This is a genomic window from Agrobacterium tumefaciens (assembly GCF_005221385.1).
GTDB lineage: Bacteria > Pseudomonadota > Alphaproteobacteria > Rhizobiales > Rhizobiaceae > Agrobacterium > Agrobacterium tomkonis.
Genome location: NZ_CP039903.1, coordinates 2,831,436 through 2,855,513, shown reverse-complemented (window position 1 = coordinate 2,855,513; position 24,078 = coordinate 2,831,436). Strand labels below are relative to the sequence as shown.

At 58.7% G+C, this 24,078-nt stretch carries 21 protein-coding genes and 1 other RNA gene; 12 read left to right on the top strand and 10 right to left on the bottom strand.

All coding sequences use genetic code 11. From position 1 onward, the window contains the following. Positions 1–11 precede the first annotated feature (11 nt). From CFBP6623_RS14190 to polA, 5 genes are all read right to left on the bottom strand, one after another. Entirely contained in the window at positions 12–1,358 is a 1,347-nt protein-coding gene (locus CFBP6623_RS14190; RefSeq protein ID WP_046799130.1) for a sigma-54-dependent transcriptional regulator, read from the bottom strand. Then, positions 1,355–3,181 (bottom strand): sensor histidine kinase, encoded by a 1,827-nt coding sequence (locus tag CFBP6623_RS14185; protein ID WP_046799129.1) that lies wholly within the window; start codon positions 3,179–3,181, stop codon positions 1,355–1,357. The genes CFBP6623_RS14190 and CFBP6623_RS14185 overlap by 4 nt, the downstream gene beginning before the upstream one ends. 160 nt (positions 3,182–3,341) lie before the next feature. After that, positions 3,342–3,527 carry a 50S ribosomal protein L32 gene (gene rpmF / locus CFBP6623_RS14180; protein ID WP_003507205.1) on the bottom strand — a complete coding sequence of 62 codons (186 nt, stop codon included), beginning with the start codon at positions 3,525–3,527 and terminating at the stop codon, positions 3,342–3,344. Positions 3,528–3,719: 192 nt separating this feature from the next. Beyond that, the gene (locus CFBP6623_RS14175) at positions 3,720–4,439 is read right to left on the bottom strand and encodes a DUF1868 domain-containing protein (RefSeq protein ID WP_046799128.1); all 720 of its coding nucleotides are present in this window, start codon (positions 4,437–4,439) and stop codon (positions 3,720–3,722) included. Positions 4,440–4,515: 76 nt separating this feature from the next. Continuing rightward, complete coding sequence (polA, locus tag CFBP6623_RS14170; RefSeq protein ID WP_080842417.1) at positions 4,516–7,515, bottom strand: DNA polymerase I; 3,000 nt, start codon at positions 7,513–7,515, stop codon at positions 4,516–4,518. A gap of 415 nt (positions 7,516–7,930) precedes the next feature. Here polA and CFBP6623_RS14165 point away from each other — a divergent pair, with 415 nt between their 5' ends. Further along, positions 7,931–8,365, top strand: coding sequence for a MarR family winged helix-turn-helix transcriptional regulator (locus CFBP6623_RS14165; RefSeq protein ID WP_046799126.1), 435 nt, complete (start codon positions 7,931–7,933; stop codon positions 8,363–8,365). Between the two features lie 241 nt (positions 8,366–8,606). Continuing rightward, entirely contained in the window at positions 8,607–9,998 is a 1,392-nt protein-coding gene (locus CFBP6623_RS14160) for a dipeptidase (protein ID WP_046799125.1), read from the top strand. Between the two features lie 427 nt (positions 9,999–10,425). On the opposite strand, the gene CFBP6623_RS14155 is transcribed toward CFBP6623_RS14160, so the two are convergent. Beyond that, positions 10,426–10,635 carry a cold-shock protein gene (locus CFBP6623_RS14155; protein WP_046799124.1) on the bottom strand — a complete coding sequence of 70 codons (210 nt, stop codon included), beginning with the start codon at positions 10,633–10,635 and terminating at the stop codon, positions 10,426–10,428. Between the two features lie 478 nt (positions 10,636–11,113). Here CFBP6623_RS14155 and CFBP6623_RS14145 point away from each other — a divergent pair, with 478 nt between their 5' ends. From CFBP6623_RS14145 to CFBP6623_RS14135, 3 genes are all read left to right on the top strand, one after another. Continuing rightward, positions 11,114–11,572 carry a YbaK/EbsC family protein gene (locus tag CFBP6623_RS14145; RefSeq protein WP_046799123.1) on the top strand — a complete coding sequence of 153 codons (459 nt, stop codon included), beginning with the start codon at positions 11,114–11,116 and terminating at the stop codon, positions 11,570–11,572. A 148-nt stretch (positions 11,573–11,720) separates the two neighbouring features. Continuing rightward, on the top strand, positions 11,721–14,024 hold the full coding sequence (locus CFBP6623_RS14140; protein ID WP_137002534.1) for a transglycosylase domain-containing protein: 2,304 nt from the start codon (positions 11,721–11,723) through the stop codon (positions 14,022–14,024). 287 nt (positions 14,025–14,311) lie between these two features. Continuing rightward, positions 14,312–15,040 (top strand): sugar transferase, encoded by a 729-nt coding sequence (locus CFBP6623_RS14135; protein WP_046799121.1) that lies wholly within the window; start codon positions 14,312–14,314, stop codon positions 15,038–15,040. Positions 15,041–15,117: 77 nt separating this feature from the next. Here the strand turns inward: CFBP6623_RS14135 and CFBP6623_RS14130 are convergent, their stop codons facing one another. Next, entirely contained in the window at positions 15,118–15,693 is a 576-nt protein-coding gene (locus tag CFBP6623_RS14130; protein ID WP_046799120.1) for a c-type cytochrome, read from the bottom strand. Between the two features lie 150 nt (positions 15,694–15,843). Between CFBP6623_RS14130 and CFBP6623_RS14125 the strand changes: the two genes are divergently transcribed. Continuing rightward, positions 15,844–16,599, top strand: coding sequence for a 3-deoxy-manno-octulosonate cytidylyltransferase (locus tag CFBP6623_RS14125; RefSeq protein WP_046799119.1), 756 nt, complete (start codon positions 15,844–15,846; stop codon positions 16,597–16,599). 11 nt (positions 16,600–16,610) lie between these two features. Further along, on the top strand, positions 16,611–17,486 hold the full coding sequence (locus tag CFBP6623_RS14120) for a prephenate dehydratase (protein WP_046799421.1): 876 nt from the start codon (positions 16,611–16,613) through the stop codon (positions 17,484–17,486). A 17-nt stretch (positions 17,487–17,503) separates the two neighbouring features. On the opposite strand, the gene nudC is transcribed toward CFBP6623_RS14120, so the two are convergent. Together nudC and CFBP6623_RS14110 are read right to left on the bottom strand one after the other, a co-directional pair. Continuing rightward, entirely contained in the window at positions 17,504–18,463 is a 960-nt protein-coding gene (nudC, locus tag CFBP6623_RS14115; protein ID WP_046799420.1) for an NAD(+) diphosphatase, read from the bottom strand. 2 nt (positions 18,464–18,465) lie between these two features. Then, complete coding sequence (locus CFBP6623_RS14110; RefSeq protein ID WP_046799118.1) at positions 18,466–18,894, bottom strand: HIT domain-containing protein; 429 nt, start codon at positions 18,892–18,894, stop codon at positions 18,466–18,468. A 65-nt stretch (positions 18,895–18,959) separates the two neighbouring features. Here CFBP6623_RS14110 and ffs point away from each other — a divergent pair. The 3 genes from ffs (at position 18,960) to CFBP6623_RS14095 (ending at position 21,363) form a co-directional block, all read left to right on the top strand. Further along, positions 18,960–19,056, top strand: an RNA gene (gene ffs / locus CFBP6623_RS14105) — signal recognition particle sRNA small type. A gap of 81 nt (positions 19,057–19,137) precedes the next feature. Beyond that, positions 19,138–21,012, top strand: coding sequence for a DNA polymerase III subunit gamma/tau (locus CFBP6623_RS14100; protein ID WP_046799117.1), 1,875 nt, complete (start codon positions 19,138–19,140; stop codon positions 21,010–21,012). A gap of 27 nt (positions 21,013–21,039) precedes the next feature. Further along, entirely contained in the window at positions 21,040–21,363 is a 324-nt protein-coding gene (locus CFBP6623_RS14095) for a YbaB/EbfC family nucleoid-associated protein (protein ID WP_046799116.1), read from the top strand. Between the two features lie 68 nt (positions 21,364–21,431). On the opposite strand, the gene CFBP6623_RS14090 is transcribed toward CFBP6623_RS14095, so the two are convergent. After that, a complete protein-coding gene (locus tag CFBP6623_RS14090) occupies positions 21,432–22,067 on the bottom strand; it encodes an MOSC domain-containing protein (protein ID WP_046799115.1) in 636 nt (211 codons plus the stop codon). A gap of 37 nt (positions 22,068–22,104) precedes the next feature. Here CFBP6623_RS14090 and recR point away from each other — a divergent pair, with 37 nt between their 5' ends. Further along, on the top strand, positions 22,105–22,710 hold the full coding sequence (recR, locus tag CFBP6623_RS14085) for a recombination mediator RecR (protein ID WP_046799114.1): 606 nt from the start codon (positions 22,105–22,107) through the stop codon (positions 22,708–22,710). Between the two features lie 123 nt (positions 22,711–22,833). Next, positions 22,834–24,072 carry a lytic murein transglycosylase gene (locus tag CFBP6623_RS14080; RefSeq protein WP_408606475.1) on the top strand — a complete coding sequence of 413 codons (1,239 nt, stop codon included), beginning with the start codon at positions 22,834–22,836 and terminating at the stop codon, positions 24,070–24,072. Positions 24,073–24,078: the final 6 nt, after the last annotated feature.

Genomic DNA, 24,078 nt, shown 5'->3' with positions numbered 1-24,078 from the left:
AAATCCACCCATCACACCTCTGTCATATGCCGGTGCAGTTCATATTTCTGCATTTTTTCGTAAAGCGTTTTGCGGGAAATGCCGAGGCTCTCATAGACGGATTTCAGATTGCCGCCGTGGACGGCAATCGCGCGCGCAATCAGGCTTTTTTCATAGGCTGCGACCCTTGTGGCAAGCCCTTCCCTGCCATCATCCTGAAACGACGGTGATGCTTCGGAAGCATCGCTTTCCAGGCCAAGGACGAAGCGGTCCGCCGCATTGCGCAATTCACGCACGTTGCCGGGCCACTCGCGAAGGGAAACGACGGAGAGCAGTTGTTGCGGCACGTCCATGTCCTCCCGCCCGTAACGGGCGGCAGCCTCCCGTACCAGATGCAGGAACAGCAGCGGTATATCGGCGCTGCGCTGCGACAGGGAGGGCACAAGGATTGTCGCGACATTCAGACGATAAAGAAGATCGGCGCGGAACCGGCCTGCGGCAACTTCCTGTTCCAGATCAACCTTGCTGGTGGCGATGAAGCGGACGTCGAGTTCGACGGTTTCATTGGAGCCAAGACGGGTAATAACCCGCTCCTGCAAGACACGCAGGAACCGGCCCTGCAATTCGAACGGCATGGAACCGATTTCATCCAGCAGGATGGTGCCGCCACGAGCGTGCTCGAACTTGCCATAACGCGGGCGCAGCGCACCCGGAAAAGCACCGGCCTCATGGCCGAAGAGTTCACTTTCGATCAGCGTCTGCGGAAGGGCGGCGCAATTGATTGCAACGAAAGGCCGGTTGGCTCTGGCGCTGATATCATGCAGCGCCCGCGCCACCACCTCCTTGCCAGCACCAGTATCGCCGACGATCAGCGTATCGGCGTCCGTCGCACCGATGGCGCGGATACGATACCGCAGATCGACCATGACTTGGGTTCGGCCGGGCAAACGCGTTTCGAGATCGTCATGTTTGCCCGCCACCGCCTTCAGGCGGCGGTTTTCCAGCACCAGCGCCCGCCGGTCATTGGCTCTCTTGATGATGCCGGCGAGATATTGCGGCGTGAACGGCTTTTCGATGAAGTCATAGGCCCCATTGCGCATGGCATTGACCGCCAGCTGCACATCGCCGTGTCCGGTCATGAGGATGACAGGTATTTCCGGGTCAAGCTCCCGCACCTTCTGCAACAGCGTCATGCCATCCATGCCTGGCATGCGGATATCGCTGACCACGACGCCGTCGAAGCTGTAACCGATGAGTTCGAGCGCATGTTCGGCGCTCGCCAGCATGGTGACGGCGAAACCGGAAAGCTCCAGCGCCTGTGCGGTGGAAAAACGCAGCTCCTCCTCATCATCGATCAACAGGACCCGCGACATGGTCATTCGGCGGCCACCTCCATACGCCAGGCTGCTGCCGGCAATTCGATCTCGAATTCCGCCCCGCCCTCTTCATGGTTTCGGACACGCAACTGGCCGCCGAAATCCTTGATGATGTTGTAGGAGATGGAAAGGCCTAGGCCGAGACCGCGCCCCACACCCTTGGTGGTGAAGAAGGGATCGAAGATGCGTTCCGAAATCGCCGGCGACACGCCGGGGCCACGGTCGCGAATGAAGATCGACACCGTCTGGTCATGCTGTATAGCCTGCAGGGCAATGCGGCGATCCTCGCGCCCTTCCACGGCATCGGCAGCATTGGAGATGACGTTGACGAGAACCTGCTGCAGCCGCACTGAGCCGGCCTTCACCGCAAGCGGCACCGGGCCGAGATCGACATCCAGCACCGCATTGGCGGCCTTCAGCCGCGCACCGACGATTTCCAGCGTATCGCGAAGCACAGCCTCCAGACCGACCGCCGCCATTTTTTCGTTGGGCTTGCGGGCGAAATTCCTCAAGTGTTTGCTGATGGACGCCATACGATCGATGAGGCCCGAGATGCGTCTGAGATTTTCCGTCACGTCGTCCAGACGTCCGCGCTCCACCAGAAGCGAGGCGTTTTCCGCATAGTTCTTGGCGGCGGCAAGCGGCTGGTTGAATTCGTGTGACAGAGCCGCCGACATCTGACCGAGTGCGGCAAGCTTACCCGCCTGCACCAGATCATTCTGCATCCTGCGCAATTGTTTCTCGGTCTGGCGGCGTTCGGCAATCTCGTGCTTGATCTCCTGGTTGACCCGGGCGAGATCGGCGGTGCGCTCCTCTACCCGGCGCTCCAGTTCAGCCTGAGCCTCGGCCTGATGGGTCAGGCGCTCACGCAGACGCCGCCGCCGCTGCAGCATGGCGGCGATGAGGGCGCCAGCGAGACACAGACACAGGATGATCGCAATCATCGCCGTCTTGACCTGTGTCCTGACTGAACCCGTATCAATCAGCACGCTGACGGTCCAGCCGGCATCCGGCATCGGCTGCGACAGGACCATATATTCCCTCTCGCCGTCATTCTGGGTGATCGTCATCAGTTGATGGGAGCCGAAATTGCCGTTTTTTACCGGCAGCTCCTTCAGCGTGGCATTGGCATAACGACGGGAGGCCTCCGTGCGCGCCAACCTTTCGGGCGTCAACGGCATCAGGCCGGAATAGAGCCACTGCGGCGTTCCGGTCATGAATATGATGCCTTCGGGATCCGACACCAGAATGCGGTTCTCGCCATCACCGAAGGAGGCCTCGATGCCTTCGATATCCACCTTGAAGACAATGACGCCCTTGATCTCCTCATTAAAGAGAATGGGAGCGGAAAAATAATAGCCACGCTTGTGAGAGGTGGTGCCAAGCGCGAAGAAGCGCGACTGCAAGCCTTTTGCCGCATCCTGAAAATAGGGACGATAGCTGAAATTCTCGCCGACGAAGCTGGTCGGTCCATCATAATTGCTGGCCGCGACGGTCTCGCCGTCCAGCGTGATGATGTAGATATCGGAGGATTCCAGCAGGGTGTTGATGGATTTTAGATAGACATTGGCACGCTGGCGCAAGGCCTCGTCCTTCGGATGCGCGACCAGTTCCTCAATGTCGTCGTGGTCGGCAATCAGGGCCGGCAGCGGCTCGTAACGGCTCAAAAGCCCGCCGAGGGCCGAGACGGCCAAACGCAGAGTGGTGCGCCCCTGATCGGAGACTTCGCCGAAATAGCTTTCCGCGATGATGCCGCCGCCCCTTGTCACGGCGCCATAACCGAGGCCGAGGCTGAGAAATATCAGCAAAATCCAGCGATATTTCACCGAAGCTCCTCTCCCACATCAGGCTCCCGCCAACTCCCACAGAGAGTGTAGGAGGTGTTATCTTATTTTCCAAGTGACCCGCCTTTGACGGACGCCCCCTTCAGAAAACAAAAAACCGGCCACGAGGGCCGGTTTTTTGCAAATAAGACTTCAGAAAAGCTTATGCGCTTTCCTTCGGCGTCAGAACCTGACGGCCACGATACATACCGGTCTTCAGATCGATATGGTGCGGGCGGCGCAGTTCGCCGGAGTTCTTGTCTTCAACGTAGGTTGCAGACTTGAGACCGTCAGCCGAGCGGCGCATACCGCGCTTGGACGGGCTTGTTTTTCTTTTTGGTACAGCCATTTTTGTTACTCCACTTTAGCGGCGAAACAACGGAACCGGCCAGAACCAAAGGCCGAATGTCGGGTGTCTCGATATCGGAAATTTGGCGCGCTTATACATGCCCAAACGGGCTTTGACCAGCCCTGACGCGCATTTTTTCCGATTCAGCGGAATTGGTGCAACGGGCTGCCGTCAGGCATGGCAAATCATGCCTCACCTCCTATCAAAAACGACAAGCTCCTTGAAGTGGTTCATATCCTTGAATTCACAGAAAGCCGGTGGCCGCATCTCGATGACCGGCGCTGCCGCACGCAGTTCTTCCAGCTCCTCATCGAGCATCGCCTGCCAGCGCGGCAGGCATTCCGGATCGAACCAGCGCGTGACGTAAGACAGCGTAATATGGAACTCATAACTTTCATGGTTGGGATGCCGGTAGCCGAAGGCCTCGGCAAACGCATCGCGCCACAACGCAACGATCCGATCGTCTTCCGAGGTCACGCCCTGCATCACCAGCCCTGTGGGCATGAGGCCGGTCACCTGCATATTGAAAACCGGAAGGGCGGGAAAAGCCGAAAGACGATCGCGATAATAGTCCGTCATCGTGTCGATCGGCGTATCGAGCGGCATGTTCTCCGGCCAATAGGGCAGAGCGCGCCGAAATTCTATTATGCCCTGAAATACCGTCATGTGCAGGCTGGAAACCGGTGTGAAGGCAAGCTGCGATGCCTCGGGCATATCCAGGAAGCGCTGGCGCGTCTTGATGATCGCGCTTTCGCTCTGCGACCCCTCGAGGAGATGACAAACCACCGTATTGCCCGGCTCGGGCAGAAATTTGCCATCCAAATTGTAACGGCTACCGAGATGGCGCGGTGGTTCATCGTGGCTATTGGCGGAGAAATATTCCAGATCTTTCGAGACGAGCGGGGCGTGCATCGGGGAACTCCTTGTGAGAGGTTCCCCCTAGTCTGCGCACGCAACAAATCAATGACATTGGCCTATCAGATAGCCGTCAATGCGCCTCGTCCCAATTCTCCGCAGCACGCGCATCCACCTGCAACGGCACCTTCATGGAAATCGCCGGCATGGCCGCGTTTTCCATGACAGAGACGACGACCGGCAGGGTCTTTTCGATTTCCGCTTCTTCGACCTCGAATATGAGTTCGTCATGTACTTGCAAAAGCATGCGGGCGGAGAGCTTCTCCGCTTCCAGCGCCGGCTCGATACGGACCATGGCACGACGGATGATATCGGCAGCGGAGCCCTGGATCGGAGCATTGATGGCCGCCCGCTCATTGAAGGCTTTCACCGAAGGATTGGAAGAGCGGATTTCCGGATAATGAGCGCGGCGGCCGAAAATCGTTTCGACATAGCCATTCTCGCGGGCGAAAGCCTTGGTCGCTTCCATGTAATCGCGAATGCCGGGAAACCGCTCGAAATATTTCTTGATATATTCACCGGCTTCCGAGCGGGCGATGCTCAGCTGGTTGGCGAGACCGAAAGCAGAAATACCGTAGATGATGCCGAAATTGATGGCCTTGGCGCGGCGGCGCACTTCCGACGGCATGCCTTCCACCGGCACGCCGAACATTTCCGATGCGGTCATCGCGTGAATGTCGATGCCGTTTTCGAAGGCGTTGCGCAGTTGCGGAATATCGGCGACGTGAGCGAGCACCCGCAGCTCGATCTGGCTGTAGTCGGCGGACAGTAGCTTGTGACCGGGCGTGGAGATGAAGGCCGTGCGGATCTTGCGGCCTTCGGCGGTGCGCACCGGAATGTTCTGAAGGTTCGGTTCCGAAGACGACAGACGGCCCGTGGTGGTGGAGGCAAGCGCGTATGACGTATGCACCCGCTTCGTTTCAGGGTGGATATAGCCGGGCAGCGCATCCGTATAGGTCGATTTCAGCTTGGTCAGCTGCCGCCAGTCAACGATCTTGCGTGGCAGTTCGGCACCTTCCGCCGCCAGATCTTCCAGAACCTGCGCCGATGTCGACCATTGGCCGGTCTTGGTTTTGGAGCCGCCGGGCAAGCCCATCCTGCCAAACAGAATATCACCAAGCTGCTTTGGCGAGCCGATGTTGAAACGCTCACCCGCCAGCTGGTAGACTTCCTCTTCGAAGGCGGCCGCCTTTTGCGCCAGTTCGCCGGAGAGACGTGACAGGATCTGCCGGTCAACGGTGATGCCGCGTTCTTCCATGTGTGCCAGAACCGGCACCAGAGGGCGCTCCAACCGCTCGTAGACGCTGGTCAGCCGCTCGGCGGCCAGCCGGGGCTTCAGGGCCATCCAGAGGCGCAGGGTGACATCCGCGTCTTCCCCAGCGTAAGCCGTCGCCTTGTCTATGTCGACGAAATCGAAGGTGACGCTCGACTTGCCCGATCCCGCCACGTCCTTGTAAGCGATCGGCGTGTGGCCCAGCCAGCGTTCAGACAGCGAATCCATGCCATGCGTGGCCTTGCCAGCCTCCAGAACATAAGAAATCAGCATGGTATCGTCGAAGCTCTGCATGACGACGCCGTGGCGTTTCATCAGCAGATAGTCATATTTGAGGTTCTGGGCGACTTTCAGAACCGCAGGGTCCTCGAGGAGGTTTTTCAAACGCGCCAGCGCTTCGGCAAACGGTACCTGCCCTTCGGCAAGCTTTATACCATCGCTGAAAAGATCGCCGCCTGAGCCGGTCTTGTGCGTCAAGGGAACATAGGCAGCGCGGATATCGGTGCCCGAGGCGTCCTTGCCATTATCGGCAATGGCAAGCGAAAAACCGACAAGTTCCGCCTGCATCGGATCAAGCGAAGTCGTTTCCGTGTCGAAGGCGACGACGCCGGTCTCACGGGCTGCAGCAATCCAGCGGTCCAGTTCTGCAAGGTCTCTGATCGTCGTATAAGCGGTCGTATCGATCTTGGCGGCTGAAAAAAGCGCCTGGCGCGCGGCGGCGAGATCGGCAGGTGCGCTGCCTTCCCCGGTCAGCTTTCTCGCCGCAGCAGAGGGCGAAGCCGAGGCGGCAGTTGCGCCGGCGGCCACGTCACCAATGGCGACTGCCGAAGCGGGCGCATCGAGATCGGGGCCATGGGCATCCGCCCCCCACTGCACCGGCACATTGGCGGGGTCGATAGCAGAGGCGTCGCTGTCGGTCGCTTCGGCGACGCGACGGGTCAGCGTCGTGAATTCCATCGCCTTCAGGAAAGCGATGAGCTTCGGGCCGTTCTGCGGTTCGAGCACCAACGCCTCAAGAGATTGCTCCAGCGGCACATCGGTTCTGAGCGCCACGAGCTGTCTGGAAAGACGGGCAAGATCGGCATTGGCGATGATGTTTTCCCGACGCTTCTGCTGCTTGATTTCGCCCGCCCGCGCCAGCAGCGTATCGAGATCACCATATTCCTCCAGCAATTGCGCCGCCGTCTTCGGCCCGATGCCGGGAATGCCCGGGACATTGTCGGTGGAATCGCCGGTCATCGCCTGCAGGTCGATCATCTTTTCCGGACCGACGCCCCATTTTTCGATGACGTCAGGGACGCCGATCTGCTTGTCCTTCATGGCATCGTACATATGCACATTGGCCGTGACGAGCTGCATCAGATCCTTGTCGGAAGAGATGATCGTGACGTCGGCGCCAATCGCCTCCGCCTGGCGGGCATAGGTGGCGATGATGTCATCCGCCTCGAAACCTTCGGTCTCGATGCAGGGAAGGTTGAAGGCGCGCGTCGCCTCGCGGATCAGTCCGAATTGCGGAACCAGATCTTCCGGCGGCGCGGTGCGATTGGCTTTGTAGAGATCGTAAAGCTCGTTGCGGAATGTTTTCGACGAATAATCAAAAATCACCGCAAAATGTGTGGGCGTCACGCCGACATCGGTATTGCGCGCATCCTTCAGGAGCTTCCACAACATGTTGCAGAAGCCGGAGACGGCGTTGACCGGCAGCCCGTCCGACTTGCGGTTCAGCGGCGGAATGGCATGGAAGGCCCGGAAAATGAAACCGGAACCGTCAACGAGGAAGAGATGATCGCCTTTTTTCATGGCGATATGGATAGCGCGGGGCCGTTTTGGCGTCCACCGAAACTTCGCACAACACACCGCAAAGCACTGGAAACGAGGCCGCCCAAAAAGCGCTGAGAATTCACCCGAACGTTACCGATTTGTAATCAGCTCCTCCCTTGAAAAGCCGTATTTGGAGACACATTTCATAAGGGACGGCGCCTGATCACGCCGTAGTCTGATAGCTGGCTCGTCCCCCGCCGCGTCAGACCGGACAAAGGCCTTTCCCCCTCTCCGGGCCTTTGTCCTCCAATATGACCGCCATGGCCGATCCCTCCCGGCCATGGCGGTTTTATTTTGTTCCGGATTCCGGGCTGGCGTAAACATATCATACGATATATATCGCGCTATCGAAATTGCCGGAATATGCCGGCAGAAATGCTCTACGGACGGAAGAATGGGATTTTCCCGGGACGAATCGGCAATTTATCTCGCCACGAAAATGGCGCGGGAATTCACCATGGCGCTGCAAAAAAGAGCCGCTGCCCTGGGTTTCTCCCCCGGGCAATTCCCCATCCTCATCGAGCTATGGCATGAGGAAGGCCTGACGCAGCGGCAATTGCTCGATCGAATCGACGTCGAGCAGGCAACGCTTGCCAACACGCTCTCACGTATGGAGCGCGACGGGCTGATCATCCGCAAATCCCATCCCAGCGACCGCCGGGCCCAGATCATCGAGCTGACCCAGCGCGGCAGGGATCTGGAGGCGAATGCCATTGCAGCGTCTGAGGCCACCGAAGAGACGCTGCTTAAGGATTTCCGCCGTTTCGAAAGACAGCTTCTGCTGGAATATATGCGCCGAGCGATCGAAAGCGCAAAAAAAGCGAAATAGCATCTGCAACTTGAAACCGCTGCTTATCTGCTCCGCGGCCTGTCATTACTGAAGGCTCCGGGTTTTGTTTATGCGCAATTTCGGATGGAAAACCGCTTCGCAGTTTTCCGGAACTGCTCTATCGTTCCGGCGGCTGCACGTTTGGCGATTCACGACACGTCAGCCCCTTGTTCCCACGCGATGCGCGATGCCCGGATGCCTCGTCCATCGCGGGGTCACGACAGACATGACAGGATCAGCGATGACAGACGTTTCCCCCATTCTTTCCACCGCCGACGACAATCTTACATCCAGCCTCGAGCGGCTGTTCGAACTGGTGCGCATTCCGTCGATTTCCACGGACCCCGCTTATAAGGCGGAATGCCGCAAGGCGGCGGAATGGCTGGTCAGAACGCTCTCCTCACTGGGCTTTGAGGCTTCCGTTCGCGATACGGCCGGTCATCCCATGGTGGTGGCGCATCATGATGCAGCCACCAAAGACGCACCACATGTGCTTTTTTACGGGCACTATGATGTGCAGCCGGTCGATCCGCTCAATCTCTGGGAAAATGACCCGTTCGAACCAGCCATCAAGGATATCGGCGCTGGCCGTCAAGTGATTACCGGGCGCGGAACGGCTGACGACAAAGGCCAGCTGATGACTTTCGTGGAAGCCTGCCGGGCTTACAAGGCCGTCAATGGCGGCCTGCCGGTGCGCGTCACCATTCTCTTTGAGGGCGAAGAAGAATCCGGCTCCCCCTCGCTGAAGCCGTTCCTCGAAGCCAATGCGGATGAGCTGAAGGCCGATTATGCGCTGGTCTGCGATACCGGCATGTGGGACCGCGATACGCCCGCCATTGCCGCCGCCCTTCGCGGCCTCGTCGGGGAAGAGATCGTCATCACCGCTGCTGACCGGGATCTGCATTCAGGCCTGTTCGGCGGTGCGGCCGCAAATCCGATCCACATTCTGACCGATATTTTGGCTGGCCTGCATGACGAAACCGGCCGGGTGACGCTTTCCGGCTTCTATGACGGCGTGGAGGAAACCCCTGCCAACATCAAGGCCTCCTGGGAAACGCTGGGGCGCTCAGCGGAAGCCTTCCTCGGTGAAGTCGGCCTTTCGGTTCCCTCGGGCGAAAAAGGCCGCACCGTGCTGGAGCAGACCTGGGCGCGGCCGACGGCGGAAGTCAACGGCATCATCGGCGGCTATACCGGTGACGGTTTCAAGACCGTAATCGCCGCGAAGGCCTCCGCCAAGGTGTCCTTCCGTCTCGTTGGCGAACAGAACCCCGCGGCCATTCGCGAGAGCTTCCGGGCTTATGTGCGCTCGAAAATCCCGGCGGATTGCTCGGTGGAGTTTCATGAGCATGGCGCATCGCCGGCTATCCAGCTTTCTTATGATTCACCGGTGCTGACCAAGGCTAAAAACGCGCTTTCGGACGAGTGGCCGAAACCCGCCGTCGTCATCGGCATGGGCGGCTCGATCCCGATCGTCGGTGATTTCCAGAAGATGCTGGGCATGGATTCGCTGCTAGTCGGCTTCGGCCTTACCGACGACCGCATTCATTCGCCCAATGAAAAATACGACCTGCAGTCCTTCCACAAGGGCATCCGCTCCTGGGTCCGCATTCTCGACGCGCTGGCGGCAAAGTAGTCAAAAAAAGAGGAGGCGTCGGTTACCCGACTCCTCCTTTTTCTGCTTATTGCCATTTTACGTTTTGGCGCTCAAAAACAAAAAGGCCGGGCAAGCCCGACCTTTCCATCCGTTTTTCGTCAATGCCAGTACATCCGTGGTCAAAGCGTTCAACGGTCTGATGCTTCAGAGCGCGTCGATCATGTCGACGCTGCTTTCACGATCAGGATCAGCTGTTTTGGTTAATCTTTGGTTAACGCGATCACAGCGGCATTATCAAAATGCCCACCTGACAGGTTTCATCCGAAACACCGTTGAACCCTATATTGGTATGCGATCCGTTCTTTTCAAGACCGGCCCGTTCAGGACCGTCTTCCAAAAGAAAAAGGCCGGAAAAAATCCGGCCTTTTCATTCATGTCAATGACCCCGTTGGGGCCAGTGCGCTTATCAGGAAACGACGAGTTCGCCTGCGGACATCTTGCCCGAGCGGCGATCCTGCATCAGCTCGTAGGAGAGCTTCTGACCGTCGTTGAGGGCGGTCAGACCAGCGCGCTCAACAGCGGAGATGTGCACGAATACGTCCTGCGAACCGTCGTCAGGCTGAATGAAGCCGTAGCCCTTGGTTGCGTTGAACCACTTTACTGTACCAGTCGCCATAACGATTTCCTTCCGTTGGCAAATTGTATTTGCACTGCAGGCAGTGCGGTCTTGGGTCGAATTTGAAGGAAAGATCGTCGTGTGCACCCGAAAAGGCGCCGAAGCTCTGGTCGTCAAACAAATATCGATGGGCGAACACCTAGGTTGGCAGGGGCCAAAAGTCAAGTTTCTTTGAAAAACGGTGTGATCTTTGTGAAGCGCGCCCAAACCGAAGCCGCTGAAAACAGGGCCTTAAACAGCAAAAACCCGGCGCGGGAGGAGGTGCGCCGGGTTCTTGAAACTGACTGACAATTGGGAGGAGGAGTATTGTCAGTCCAATCGGGCGACGCTGGGAGGAGGAGTGCGTCGCTTCGATGGTTTAAACATACAGGATATCAGCTCAAAAAACAGACACTTCATCGCAGCGCAGCATTGCATAAAACGCATAGCTATCTTCTGGCGTCTTGAAGCTTGCCCGCTTACCGCCTAATAAATACGCATGACTATTGAATCCGTGAGAGCCTTCTTCACCGAGAAATTGCCGGAAGTGACCGTTATCGAAACGGAAGCCAGTTCGGCAACCGTCGCTCTGGCCGCCGAAGCGCATGGCGTCGAGCCGGACCAGATTGCCAAGACAATCTGCCTGAAGGCGGGCGATATCGTTCTTCTCGTCGTCGCCGCCGGCACGAAGCGGCTCGACAACCGGAAATTCCGCGATCATTTCGGGGCAAAGCCGCGCATGCTGGGGCCGGAAGACGTGGTTGCTGTGACCAGCCATCCCATCGGCGGCGTGTGCCCTTTCGGGCTGCCCTCACCTCTACCGGTGTTTTGCGACATATCGCTGAGAAACTATGATGAGGTGGTGCCGGCTGCCGGCGCCACCAATGCGGCGGTGCGGATTTCACCCGATGCCATGGCTGAATTGACGGGAGCGGAATGGGTCGACGTCTGCCAATGACGGCGATTTGATCCGACCTGGACTTAACCCCGCCTTAAATTGCCGCATTTAAACTCTTCATCCTGGATTAAGCATCGCGCGGGCATAGAAGCCTGAAGCTCCCATATGGGTGCGTGCGGTTTCGTGAATAAGGAGCAATTTCGGCTGGATGGCAGGCAAGGGCAAATCACGCGATCGGGTAGAACCTTCCTTCGGGGATTTCCACGAATCCGGTGATGACCTGCGCCTCGATGCCAGCGAGCGCATCAGCGGAACCGCAAAACAACCAGCAAAAAAAACCAAGCCGGCCTCCAGCCGCGCCAAGCCGCAGAAAAAAGAAAAGCGGACTCGCAATTCCTCCGGTCGCGGTGCGACTGGCATTGTCCGCTCGTTGGTTTACTGGTGCATCGTGCTCGGTATCTGGGGCGGTATCGGCGTTGCCGGTCTTGTGCTTTATTACGGCGCACGCATGCCAAGCGCCAGCAGCTGGTCCATTCCCGAACGCCCGCCGAATGTAAAGATCGTTTCTGTCAATGGCAGCGTGCTTGCCAATCGGGGCACGACAGGCGGCGAGGCCCTCGCGCTGGAAGACATGTCGCCCTATATTCCGCAGGCCGTCATGGCGATCGAGGACCGGAGGTTTTATTCGCATTTCGGCATCGATCCGCTGGGTCTCGGCCGTGCGATCGTGACGAATGTGCTGACGGGGCGAACCGTACAGGGCGGCTCGACGCTGACGCAGCAGCTGGCGAAAAACCTGTTCCTCTCGCCCGACCGGACGCTGGAGCGCAAGGTTCAGGAAGTGCTTTTGTCCTTCTGGCTGGAGCATGAATTCACCAAGGACCAGATTCTCGCGATGTATCTCAATCGCGTCTATTTCGGGTCCAACGCCTATGGCGTCGAGGCGGCTTCCCGGCGCTACTTCAACAAATCCGCGCGCGACGTCAATCTGGGCGAAGCGGCGATGCTTGCCGGACTTCTTAAAGCGCCCTCGCGCCTTTCGCCGGCGCGTGATCCGCAGGCGGCGGAAGAGCGGGCGCAGGTCGTGCTGCAGTCCATGCGCGATGTCGGCTTCATCACCGACGATGAAATCAAGACCGCCATGTCGCAGCCGCCGACCAAGGCGAAACGTTTCTGGTCCGGTGCCGAACATTACGCCGCCGATATGGTTCTGGAGGAAGTCCGCAGCCTGGTTGGGGAGGTGAAGCAGGACATCGTCGTCGATACGACCATCGACCCCAATCTCGAGCGCGACGCCGAAAAGGCGCTGACACATATATTGCAGGGCGACGGCAAGAAACAGGGCGCTTCGCAGGCGGCGCTGGTTTCCATCGATGGCACCGGCGCGATCCGGGCCGTGGTCGGCGGGGCCGATTATGCCGAAAGCCAGTTCAACCGTGCCGCCAAGGCGAAACGCCAGCCCGGCTCGGCCTTCAAACCCTTCGTTTATGTGGCCGCGCTCGAATCGGGGCTTACCCCTTACACCATTCGTAACGACGCGCCGGTCCGCATCGGCAACTGGACCCCGGAAAATTACGAGAAGAAATTCCGTGGCGAAGTGACGCTCGCGACAGCACTCGCCAATTCGCTGAACACGATAGCCGCACAGCTGGTGATGGAAGTTGGCCCTGACCGGGTGACGCAGGTAGCGCATCGCATGGGCATCGAATCGGAGTTGCAGAACAATGCCTCCATCGCACTCGGTACCTCGGAAGTGTCGTTGATGGAGCTGACGGCCTCCTACGCACCTTTCATGAATGGCGGCTACAAGGCGACGCCGCACATCGTCAAGCGTATCACCGATGCCGACGGCAAGGTTCTTTACGAAAACAAATACGACAATCCGCCACGTGTGCTGAGTGAGGAAATCGCCGCGACCATGAACGGAATGCTGTCGCGCGTCATTACCGAAGGTACGGGCAAGGCCGCGCGCCTGCAAGGCTGGCAGGCGGCGGGAAAATCCGGCACCACCCAATCCTTCCGCGACGCACTTTTTGTCGGCTACACAAGCAATCTGACCACGGGCGTCTGGTTCGGCAATGACGACGGCACCTCGATGAAAAAGGTCACCGGTGGCGGTCTTCCGGCAAGGGCCTGGAAAGATTTCATGACCGCCGCCCATTCCGGGCTTTCGCCTTCGCCTCTCTTCGGCCTTGGCGCAGGTGCCGTGCCGCCGCTTGGGGAAATGCAGCAACCGGCACCCGAGAACGCGCCCTCCTCCATCGGCGACATCATTTCCAATGCGCTGGGCGGCAGAACGACGGACACCCGCGCCTATCCCGACGCACCCGCTTCGCCTAACCCGAATCAGCCTGATATGGCCATGCCGCCGGCGAACATCCCTTCCCGCGATATCGAACCCGGCTATCAGGCCGGCAACGGACCCGTGCCGCCGGCGGATATAGGCGGTCAATCACCTGCAACACCAGGACCGAAACAGACGACCCTGCTCGACATTCTGATGGGAAATTGACCCGTATCAGGCATAGCCGGCCAACTTCATGACCGATAGTTGAGCCCGTAGCCACACGCTCACTTTCCGCAAAGTCCCCGGTTTTCCAGAGGCTTGGTCCTTCACACCCGCAGCCATGAGCGGAGAGGCCGCAAAGCCGCAACATATGCGTGCACCGACATTAACCCTAGATTGCCTTTTGCGCAGAGGCGGCTACATTTCGGGTGACTTTTTACGGTAAATGAATTATTAATTGTTCATATAAATTAATTTTCTTGTTTCAAAATAACTTTTCAGGGTTCCATATTATGCTGGGTACTAAAGGCTCATCGCATGCCGTTTTTTACGGCGCTCCCTATCCTGCGGCCGCCAGTTTCGAAACGGCGGAAATGCAGACTTCCAATTCGGATAAAAATCCATCTTCGTTGCAGCGCGGCCAGTTCGCGCTCAAAAGAACAATCGACATTGCAGGGGCGTCCATCGCCCTTGTCGCACTGGCGCCCGTATTGCTGACGGTTGCGGCGCTGGTCAAGTTAGACAGCAGGGGGCCAGTTCTGTTCTCGCAGGTCCGCTGGGGCATGAACGGGCGAAAAATCCGCGTCTATAAATTTCGCTCCATGCGGACCGAACTGGGCGACGCCACCGGTGTGGCGCAAACGGTGAAGAACGACCCGCGCATAACCCGTATCGGCGCCATTCTCCGCCGCACGAACATTGACGAATTGCCGCAGCTTATCAATGTCTTGAAAGGCGACATGTCGCTGGTGGGCCCGCGCTGCCATGCCATCGGCATGCTGGCGGCCGGCCGGCCTTATGAGGAACTGGTTCCTCATTATCATATGCGGCACCAGATGCGGCCAGGTATTACCGGCCTTGCACAGATGCGGGGGCTGCGCGGCCCGACGGATCGTAGTGACAAGGCGCGGGCGCGGATTGTTTCCGATCTTTATTACGTCGACAATTTTTCGGTCTGGCTGGATATCAAGATCATGGTCGGAACCGTGATTTCCGAATTGCGTGGCGGCAAGGGCTTCTGATCTTTTAAGGAGCAGACATGCCATAGAATGAAAAAGCCCGGCATCGCTGCCGGGCTTTTTTATGAAGCAGATCTGCGTCAGTTCGTCGGCGCGGGAGCAGCTGCCGGATCCGGCAGCGGCGCCGGGTTTGCCGACAGCGTGCGCAGATAAGCGATCAGATCAGCTCTTTCCGTTTCTTTCTTCACACCTGCAAAGCCCATGGCCGTTCCGGGAACGTGTTTCTTGGGAGCTTCGAGGAAGAAGCTGAGATGATCGTAATCCCAATGTACGGAACCGCCCTTGGAGAAATCCTTCATGCCCGCGGAATAGCTGAAACCTTCGTGGCTGGCGATCGGCCGGTTGACGATATCGAAGAGATTGGGGCCGACCTTGTTTGCACCACCACTCTCTCCGGTATGACAGCTCGTACACTTCTTGAAGACAGTTTCGCCCTTGGCAGCGTCGGCGCTCGCAAGCAATTGCGCGATTGGCGTCGCCGCGGCAGCCGTTTCTCCGCCGGCTGCTTCACCGCCGCTTTCTGCAGCAGCAATGGCGTAACCTTCCTTCTCGGGCGTAGGTGCATGGAAAATGCCCTCAGAAGCAATTGACACCGACATCAGGACAAAAACCGTACCCAGCAACGCCCCAACGCCCATATTTACATAAGAATTCATCTATATGCGCTCCCTCGCATCCGCTCCATATAACCGGGCATCTTGAAATTACTCGAAAGCTATGGCTTTTGCACAGCCTGCGCAACTTGAATAATGGTCCCCACTCCGTGACGTTTTGACACTTTTCGGACGGGATTTGAAGGGTGTCGGATGAAGAATCGGGATTTCGAGAAAGCTGTCGTCCTCATACCGGCGCGGATGGCATCCACACGCCTGCCGGGCAAGCCGCTTGCGGATATTGGCGGCAAGCCGATGATCGTTCAGGTGGCGTTACGTGCGCGAGAAGCAGGTGCGGAACGAATCATCGTTGCAGTCGATGACGAACAGGTTTTTTCGGCCGTTCAAAATGCCGGTTTCGACGTGATGATGACGCGGGACGACCATCAGTCCGGCTCGGACCGCATCTTCGAAGCGCTGCAAAAGGCCGATCCTCACGGCAACGCCGAATACGTCATCAATGTTCAGGGGGATCTTCCGACCATCGAGGCGGAGACGATCCGCGCCTCTCTGCGCCCGCTGGAGAACCCCGCCGTCGACATCGCCACGCTGACGGTGGAAATCACCGACGAGGATGAAAAAACCAATCCTAACGTGGTGAAAGTGGTTGGCAGCCCGCTTTCCGAGACGCGATTGCGCGCGCTTTATTTCACCCGAACCACCGCTCCCTATGGCGACGGGCCGCTTTACCATCACATCGGACTTTACAGCTACCGGCGTGCAGCACTTGAGACATTCGTGAGCCTTCCGCCCTCGCCTCTGGAAAAGCGCGAGCGGCTGGAACAGTTGCGGGCGCTGGAAGCGGGCATGCGCATCGATGCGGAAATCGTCCGCTCCGTGCCGCTCGGCGTCGACACGCCGCACGACCTCGAAAAAGCCCGCACCATTCTTGCAAGCAGAACTCTTTGACGGAAAATTTCATGACCTTGAGCACAAATCGCATTGCCTTTCAGGGCGAATTCGGCGCGAATTCCGACATGGCCTGCCGCGACATGTTCCCGGATATGGAGCCTCTGCCATGCCCCACTTTCGAGGATGCCTTCAACGCCATTGAAAACGGCGAAGCCGATCTCGGCATGATCCCGATCGAAAATACGCTGGCCGGCCGCGTCGCCGATATTCACCATCTGCTGCCGGAATCGCGCCTGCACATCATCGGTGAATATTTCATGCCGATCCGCTTCCAGCTGATGGTGATGCCGGGTGTAAAAAAAGACGAGATTCGCACCGTCCACAGCCATATCCACGCGCTGGGCCAGTGCCGCAAGATCATCCGTTCCAATGGCTGGAAGCCGGTTATCGCCGGCGACACCGCGGGTGCGGCCAAGCAGGTTTCCGAGAAGGGCGATCGCAGCATGGCGGCCTTGGCACCACGCCTTGCGGCCGATCTCTATGGTCTCGATATTCTGGCGGAAAATGTCGAGGATTCGGAAAACAACGTCACCCGTTTCGTCGTGCTGTCGCGTGATGAAAACTGGGCCAAGCGCCAGTCTCGCGACAATTCTACCGACGAAATCATTGTCACGACCTTTGTTTTCAACGTGCGCAACATTCCGGCTGCACTCTACAAGGCCATGGGCGGCTTTGCGACGAACGGCATCAACATGACGAAGCTGGAGAGCTATCAGCTCGGCGGAAAATTCGTCGCAACGCAGTTTTATGCCGATATTGAAGGTCATCCGGATGACGAGCCGGTACGGCATGCGCTGGACGAGTTGCGCTTCTTCTCAGAAAAAGTCCGCATTCTCGGCGTCTACAAGGGCCATGCTATGCGCGGCAAGCTCAACCAGAACTGAGCCTGCCGCAACGCGCTTCATTTCGTCCATTCCACCCAGTCGCGCATCAGCCGGTGCGCGATGGCGCCACCCGGAGGGGCGGAAAAACCTTCGCCCGTCGCCGTCTCCAGCATCGCGGCCACCTCAGTGCGCGTAAACCACCGGCAATCCTCCAGTTCGATCTCGTCACGGGCGATATCGAAAGAGAGCGCTTCGGCATAACAGCCGATCATCAGCGTATGCGGCATCGGCCAAGGCTGGGAGGCGTGATAGCGTACGCGGCCGATGTCGACACCGGATTCCTCATGCGTTTCACGGCGAACGGCCTGCTCGATGGTTTCACCCGGTTCAACGAAGCCGGCGAGGCAGGAATACATGCCCGGCGCAAAATGGGCGCCACGACCAAGCAGGCAAAGATCGCGCTCGATATCGATCGTCATCATGATGACGACAGGGTCGGTTCGCGGAAAAATAGTGTGGTTGCAGGCAGCGCAGATCCGCTTGTAACCGCCGATCCGCAGCTCCATGCTCCCGCCGCACTTCCCACAAAAGCGATTGTCACCATTCCAGTGCGTGAGGCTGACAGCCTGAGCAACTTCGCTTAGCAACTCCTCATCGAGCAGATGATCGCGGTAAAGCGTGCGGGCGTCGGCAAGCTTGTAATGGCTCGCCAGATGGTCTTCGGCGACGGCAACCGGCACGGCGATTCTCGGCTCGCCGGTTTCACGGTATCCCAGCAGCACGGCATTGTCGAAATCCGGCTGCAACTCGGCCAGCTCATAGGCGGAGAACAGGGGATCGATGACCTGATCATCGTGCTTCAGGACAAGCCGGTTACCGGAGAAGGCAAAAATATGGGTGCCGTCGATTTTCAGCGCATCGGCAACGCACTCTTCCGTACGCTTCTCGGCGAAACGGTCGAGGGCATTTTTAGAAAAAGCTGTCAGCAGGCTTGCTTCGGGATGGGGAGCGTTGGTTTCGAAAATTGTCATTGACATCATCAGAGCGCGCCGGAGATTTTTTTCATGAAAGTTTCCTTTTCACCCGCCGCATAAGGCACCGGCGTTCCGTGACCCCAGATGGGTCCAGGCCAGCAGGTGTCGCCTTCGTTGCGGGCGATAATATGAACATGAAGCTGCCGGACGATATTGCCAAGCGCACCGACATTGATCTTGATGGCCCCCGTGACTTCTTTCAGCGCAGCGGCGACGAGATTGGTCTCAAATGTCAGCATGGCCTGATCGAGCGGGGTAAGATCGAACAATTCGCTGACACTGTCTCGCTGGGGCACCAGCACAAGCCAGGGCCAGCGGCTGTCATTCTGCAAACGCAATTCGCATAGCCCCAAACGCGTCACAAGCACGCTATCGCGTGCCAGCCTGTCGTCCAGCCGGAATGTCTCCAAGGTGTCCTCCATGTTTGTTTTCATTGTGATAGCAGTTTTTTGAAGGCTTGGCTTGCATTTGCTGTCGATATTGCCGATATGTGGCCCCGGGAGGTTGGTGGTGGACGAGCCACTCGCCAACCGGGTCAGGTCCGGAAGGAAGCAGCCCTAACGAGCCCGGCACGGGTCGCCGTGCCAGCCTCCCACCTTTTTTTAAAAGACGTGCTCAGCTTTCGCCGGGCCAGTTCAGCGCCCCAAGACAAACTGGCAAAACAAACTGGCGAGGCAATGAGCGATACCGTACCCACCACACCAAGCGAATCCCAGGTCGGGACCGGCTACCGGGTACTGGCGCGCAAATATCGCCCGAAGGATTTTTCCGATCTGATGGTCGGCCAGGAGCCGATGGTCCGCACGCTGACCAATGCGTTCGAGACCGGCCGCATCGCGCAGGCCTATATGCTGACCGGCGTCCGCGGCGTGGGCAAGACCACCACGGCGCGCATTCTCGCCCGCGCGCTGAATTACAAGACAGACACCATCGACAAGCCGACCATCGACCTGCGTATCCCCGGTGAACATTGCCAGGCGATCATGGAAGGCCGACATGTCGACGTGATCGAGATGGACGCCGCCTCCCATACGGGTATCGATGATATTCGCGAGATCATCGAGCAGGTGCGGTATCGCCCGGTCTCGGCGCGCTACAAGGTCTACATCATCGACGAAGTGCACATGCTGTCGACGCAGGCTTTCAACGGTCTTTTGAAGACCTTGGAAGAGCCGCCGGAGCATGTGAAATTCATCTTCGCGACCACCGAAATTCGCAAGGTTCCGATCACCGTTCTGTCGCGGTGCCAGCGTTTCGACCTGCGCCGCATCAGCGCTGCCGATCTCGTCGGCCTGTTCACCGCCATTGCCGGCAAGGAAGGTTTTGAGGCTGAGCCGCAGGCGCTGTCGATGATCGCCCGTGCAGCCGAGGGTTCCGCGCGTGACGGCCTTTCCCTGCTCGATCAGGCAATCGCCCATGGCGGTGGCCGTGTGGAGGCCGAAGCGGTGCGCGGCATGCTCGGCCTTGCCGACCGGGCGCGCATCGTCGATCTTTTCCAGCATGTCGTCAAAGGCGATGTCGCGGCGGCCCTTTCGGAATTCAACGGGCAGTATGAGGCGGGTGCGAACCCCGTCGTCGTATTGAACGACCTCGCCGATTTCACCCATCTCGTCACCCGCATGAAATATGTGCCTGACGCGGCAGACGATCCTTCTCTTTCCGAAATCGAACGCGTGCGTGGTGCGGAATTTGCCGAAACCATCGCGGTAACCGCGTTGTCTCGCATCTGGCAAATGCTGCTGAAGGGCATTCCGGAAACGGAAAATGCCTCGCGGCCTGCGGGTGCTGCCGAAATGGTGCTGATCCGGCTTTCTCATGCCGCCAATCTGCCCGCACCCGAAGATGCGGCACGGCGGCTGCTTGAGCTTTCCAACGGTGATGGCGGCTATGCCAACGGCGCGCCTGCGGGCGGCGGCAATGGTGGCGGGGCGCGGGCCTATTCGTCAGCGCAAACCGTGGCTGCGGCAAGACCTGTCGATCTTCCCGCCCAGCGCCCGGCAACGCCGCAGACGTCTGCAATTTTGCGCGCCGTTCCCGACAGCCGGCCGCAGGACATGCAGATCGCCGCACCAAAGACCGAAGAACGGCCGGAGCCGAAAGTTCCGGTTAATTCGATGCAGGATATTGCCGATCTCTGCCAGAAAAATCGCGATCCCGTCATGCGGGCGAAGGTCCGCAACTTTGTCCGGCTGGTTCGACTGGAACCGGGCCGGCTCGATATGCGGCTTGGCGATGGCGCCCCCGGCTCGCTGCCCGGCGAGCTTGGCGTGAGGCTAAAGGAGTGGACCGGTATCCACTGGATCGTCAGCCTCAGCAAGGAAGAGGGCCAGCCGACGCTGGTGGAGGCCGAGGGCAACGCCCGCGACGCCCGCCTTGTCGATGCGAGACAGGATCCGGACGTCGTGGCCATTCTCCAGCAATTCCCCGGCGCAAAAATCACCGACGTGCGCATCAGAGCTGTCGAACAGGACGAGGCGGAAGAAATCGCCCCGCCATCGGTTGCCGAATCGAGCGAAGGCGACATCCTTCCCGGCGACGACATCGAATTTTAAACGAGAACAAAAACAGGAGTTTGGCACATGCGCGACATCATGGGCATGATGGGCAAGGTCAAGGAAATGCAGTCCAAGATGGAAAAGGTGCAGGAAGAAATCGCCGCCCTTGAAGTCGAAGGCAGGGCCGGCGGCGGTCTGGTAACCGTCACTCTCAACGGCAAGGGCGAAATGCGCGGCCTGAAAATCGATCCTTCGCTGTTGAAGGAAGACGAGGTGGAAATTCTCGAGGACCTGATCGTGGCGGCCCATAAGGACGCCAAGGGAAAGGGCGAAGCACAGGCGCAGGAAAAGATGGCGGGCCTGACCGCCGGTCTGCCGCTGCCGCCAGGCATGAAGTTGCCGTTCTGATATCATATCGACTGAACAGGATGGCGAAACGCTGTTTAGCATTCGCCGTCCTCGTCTCAAGGCAGAGTTTAGGCCTCCAGCATCGCGCGAAACCGGCTGGCAAGCGGCGTTTCTAGATAGGCCATGCGCTCGGCTGCATTAAGCTGCATGGGACGAAATCGCTGGAGAATAGTCGGTATCGGCAGTTTCGTTCCCTGATAGGGTTCGAAGACGATATCCTCGCCGGCAGCGAGTATTCCGCCTTTCAGCACGCGGCAATAAAAACCCGGCTGGCCCGCCTGCCGGAAACGCAGCGCGAAATCGGGATCGCCGATCCGGGCCGAAAGTGTAGCGCAGGGAATGCGGGCAGCGGTTACCTCCAGCACGACTTCGCGGGCCGAGAACCTGTCGCCGACATGGAGTTTTGCACTGTCGACAGCTTCCAAAACTAGGTTTTCGCCAAAAAATCCCGGTTCGACTACGAAGCCCAGGGAGCGGGACCAGAAATGCAGATCGACGGACCCCATGACGTAAATCGCCTGATCCGGCCCGCCGTGATGTTTGCGATTGCACACGGCATCGCTGACGATACCTTCGGCATCCACCAAGACCGGGCCTTGCACGGCATGTTTGAAGATGCCCGTCTTCGTCGTCTTTCCCGGCAGCTTTTTGGCCTCGCCCCGGCACACCGCCTGTATTTTCATGAACTGCCCTTCGCGCTTCATGATTCCCGTTTCCCGATTTATGCAGTAGAAAGCGCTCATGGCAAAACGAGTCACCGGTCCGGAAATCGAAAAACTGATCCAGCTTCTGGCAAAAGTGCCGGGACTTGGCCCCCGCTCGGCGCGGCGGGCGGCGCTGCATCTCATCAAGAAGAAGGAGCAGCTTCTCGGGCCGCTGGGCCACGCGATGAGCGAGGCCTATGACAAGGTGAAAATCTGCTCCTGCTGCGGCAATGTCGACACCATCGATCCCTGCACCGTCTGCGCCGACGACCGGCGCGACCAGTCAGTCATCATCGTTGTCGAGGACGTCTCGGATCTATGGGCGTTGGAACGGGCGGGCGCCATGAACACCGCCTATCATGTGCTGGGCGGCACGCTATCGCCGCTCGACGGTGTCGGGCCGGAAGATTTGAACATCAAGGGGCTGATCGACCGCGTCAGCGTCGGTGGCATTCGCGAGCTTATCATCGCCGTCAATGCGACAGTTGAGGGGCAGGCAACCGCCCACTATATCACCGACCGTCTCTCCGATCTCGGCATCAAGATCACCCGGCTTGCGCATGGGGTGCCGGTGGGCGGCGAGCTGGACTATCTCGACGAAGGCACATTGACGGCGGCGCTTCGGGCCCGCACGACGATCTGACGCCTTCCTTCACTCCCCACGACCCAAAGAGGAGACCGAATGCGAAACCGATTTGATTGTTTGTCCTGGCGCATTTCCGGACGGAAAACCGGGCTCCACTTTTCCCGGAAAAGCTTCAAGGCACTGGCCGCCATTCTTTCCGTTTTTTCAGCGACGGCGGCCATGGCGCAATCTGTACCAACCGGTGCAGCCGCTGCCCGATACGACGCCGAATTCAATACGTGGCTGAAAAAGGAAATCTGGCCGGAAGCACGCAAGGCGGGTATTTCGCAAAAGACGCTCGATGCTGCGCTGAGCGGTCTCTCCATCAACTGGAAGCTGCCTGATCTCGTCATCCCCGGCCAGAAACCGCCAAAGGAACAAAGCCAGAGCCAGGCCGAATTCTCCTCACCGGGCGCCTATTTCTCCGAGAAGCGACTGCAGGGGCTTGCCGGCACCGGTCGGTCGCTTGCGGCAACCCATGCCACCACCCTTCGTCGCATCGAAGCGAAATATGGCGTGCCCGGCGATATCATCGTGGCGATCTGGGGCCGTGAATCCGGTTTCGGCCGTGCGAAATTGCCCCATTCGGTGGTCGATGTGCTGGCCACGAAGGCCTATATGTCCACCCGCAAAGAGATGTTCCGTACCGAGCTGATCGATGCTCTGAAGATCGTCGAGAGCGGCGATATCGCAGCCTCGCGCATGATGGGCTCCTGGGCCGGCGCACTCGGCCAGCCGCAATTCATGCCGTCAAGCTATCTCAAATATGCGGTGGATTTCGATGGCGACGGCCGGCGCGATATCTGGAACTCCGTACCGGACGCGCTGGCATCCATAGCGAACTATCTTTCTCAGCGCGGCTGGCAGCGCAATCGCGACTGGGGCTTCGAAGCCTCGATCCCGGCGAATGTCTCGTGCGCGCAGGAAGGCCCGGACCTTGCACGGCCGGTGGCCGACTGGACGAAGATGGGCATCACCCGCATTTCCGGAAAAGCCTTTCCGGCCAATGACCTTACCGCCGATGGCATGATGCTGGTGCCGGCCGGGCGGCATGGGCCGGAATTCGTGGTGACGCCGAATTTCTACGTCATCAAGGAATATAACAATTCTGATCTCTACGCCCTGTTCATCGGCAATCTCGCCGACCGCATCGCCCATGGCGCGGGGCCATTCAAGGCGGAATGGGGCAATGTCGGATCGATGCTGCGATCGGATGTTCTGGCCATGCAGAAGGCGCTGGTTGCCAAAGGTTACGATGTCGGCAAGGCGGACGGGCTGGCGGGCTTCAAGACGCGCCGTTCACTCGGCGACTGGCAGGCGAAAAACGGCTTGGCGCCTACCTGCTTTCCCGATGCGACGCTGAAGGCTAAACTGAAATAGCCGATT

Coding starts and splice junctions, on each gene's coding strand:
- CFBP6623_RS14145 (WP_046799123.1), top strand. CDS start 11,114: ATGACTATTGAATCCGTGAGAGCCTTCTTCACCGAGAAATTGCCGGAA.
- CFBP6623_RS14135 (WP_046799121.1), top strand. CDS start 14,312: ATGCTGGGTACTAAAGGCTCATCGCATGCCGTTTTTTACGGCGCTCCC.
- polA (WP_080842417.1), bottom strand. CDS start 7,515: ATGAAAAAAGGCGATCATCTCTTCCTCGTTGACGGTTCCGGTTTCATT.
- CFBP6623_RS14190 (WP_046799130.1), bottom strand. CDS start 1,358: ATGACCATGTCGCGGGTCCTGTTGATCGATGATGAGGAGGAGCTGCGT.
- CFBP6623_RS14175 (WP_046799128.1), bottom strand. CDS start 4,439: ATGCACGCCCCGCTCGTCTCGAAAGATCTGGAATATTTCTCCGCCAAT.
- CFBP6623_RS14125 (WP_046799119.1), top strand. CDS start 15,844: ATGAAGAATCGGGATTTCGAGAAAGCTGTCGTCCTCATACCGGCGCGG.
- rpmF (WP_003507205.1), bottom strand. CDS start 3,527: ATGGCTGTACCAAAAAGAAAAACAAGCCCGTCCAAGCGCGGTATGCGC.
- CFBP6623_RS14165 (WP_046799126.1), top strand. CDS start 7,931: ATGGGATTTTCCCGGGACGAATCGGCAATTTATCTCGCCACGAAAATG.
- CFBP6623_RS14100 (WP_046799117.1), top strand. CDS start 19,138: ATGAGCGATACCGTACCCACCACACCAAGCGAATCCCAGGTCGGGACC.
- nudC (WP_046799420.1), bottom strand. CDS start 18,463: ATGTCAATGACAATTTTCGAAACCAACGCTCCCCATCCCGAAGCAAGC.
- CFBP6623_RS14095 (WP_046799116.1), top strand. CDS start 21,040: ATGCGCGACATCATGGGCATGATGGGCAAGGTCAAGGAAATGCAGTCC.
- CFBP6623_RS14155 (WP_046799124.1), bottom strand. CDS start 10,635: ATGGCGACTGGTACAGTAAAGTGGTTCAACGCAACCAAGGGCTACGGC.
- CFBP6623_RS14120 (WP_046799421.1), top strand. CDS start 16,611: ATGACCTTGAGCACAAATCGCATTGCCTTTCAGGGCGAATTCGGCGCG.
- CFBP6623_RS14090 (WP_046799115.1), bottom strand. CDS start 22,067: ATGAAGCGCGAAGGGCAGTTCATGAAAATACAGGCGGTGTGCCGGGGC.
- CFBP6623_RS14140 (WP_137002534.1), top strand. CDS start 11,721: ATGGCAGGCAAGGGCAAATCACGCGATCGGGTAGAACCTTCCTTCGGG.
- CFBP6623_RS14130 (WP_046799120.1), bottom strand. CDS start 15,693: ATGAATTCTTATGTAAATATGGGCGTTGGGGCGTTGCTGGGTACGGTT.
- CFBP6623_RS14160 (WP_046799125.1), top strand. CDS start 8,607: ATGACAGACGTTTCCCCCATTCTTTCCACCGCCGACGACAATCTTACA.
- recR (WP_046799114.1), top strand. CDS start 22,105: ATGGCAAAACGAGTCACCGGTCCGGAAATCGAAAAACTGATCCAGCTT.
- CFBP6623_RS14110 (WP_046799118.1), bottom strand. CDS start 18,894: ATGAAAACAAACATGGAGGACACCTTGGAGACATTCCGGCTGGACGAC.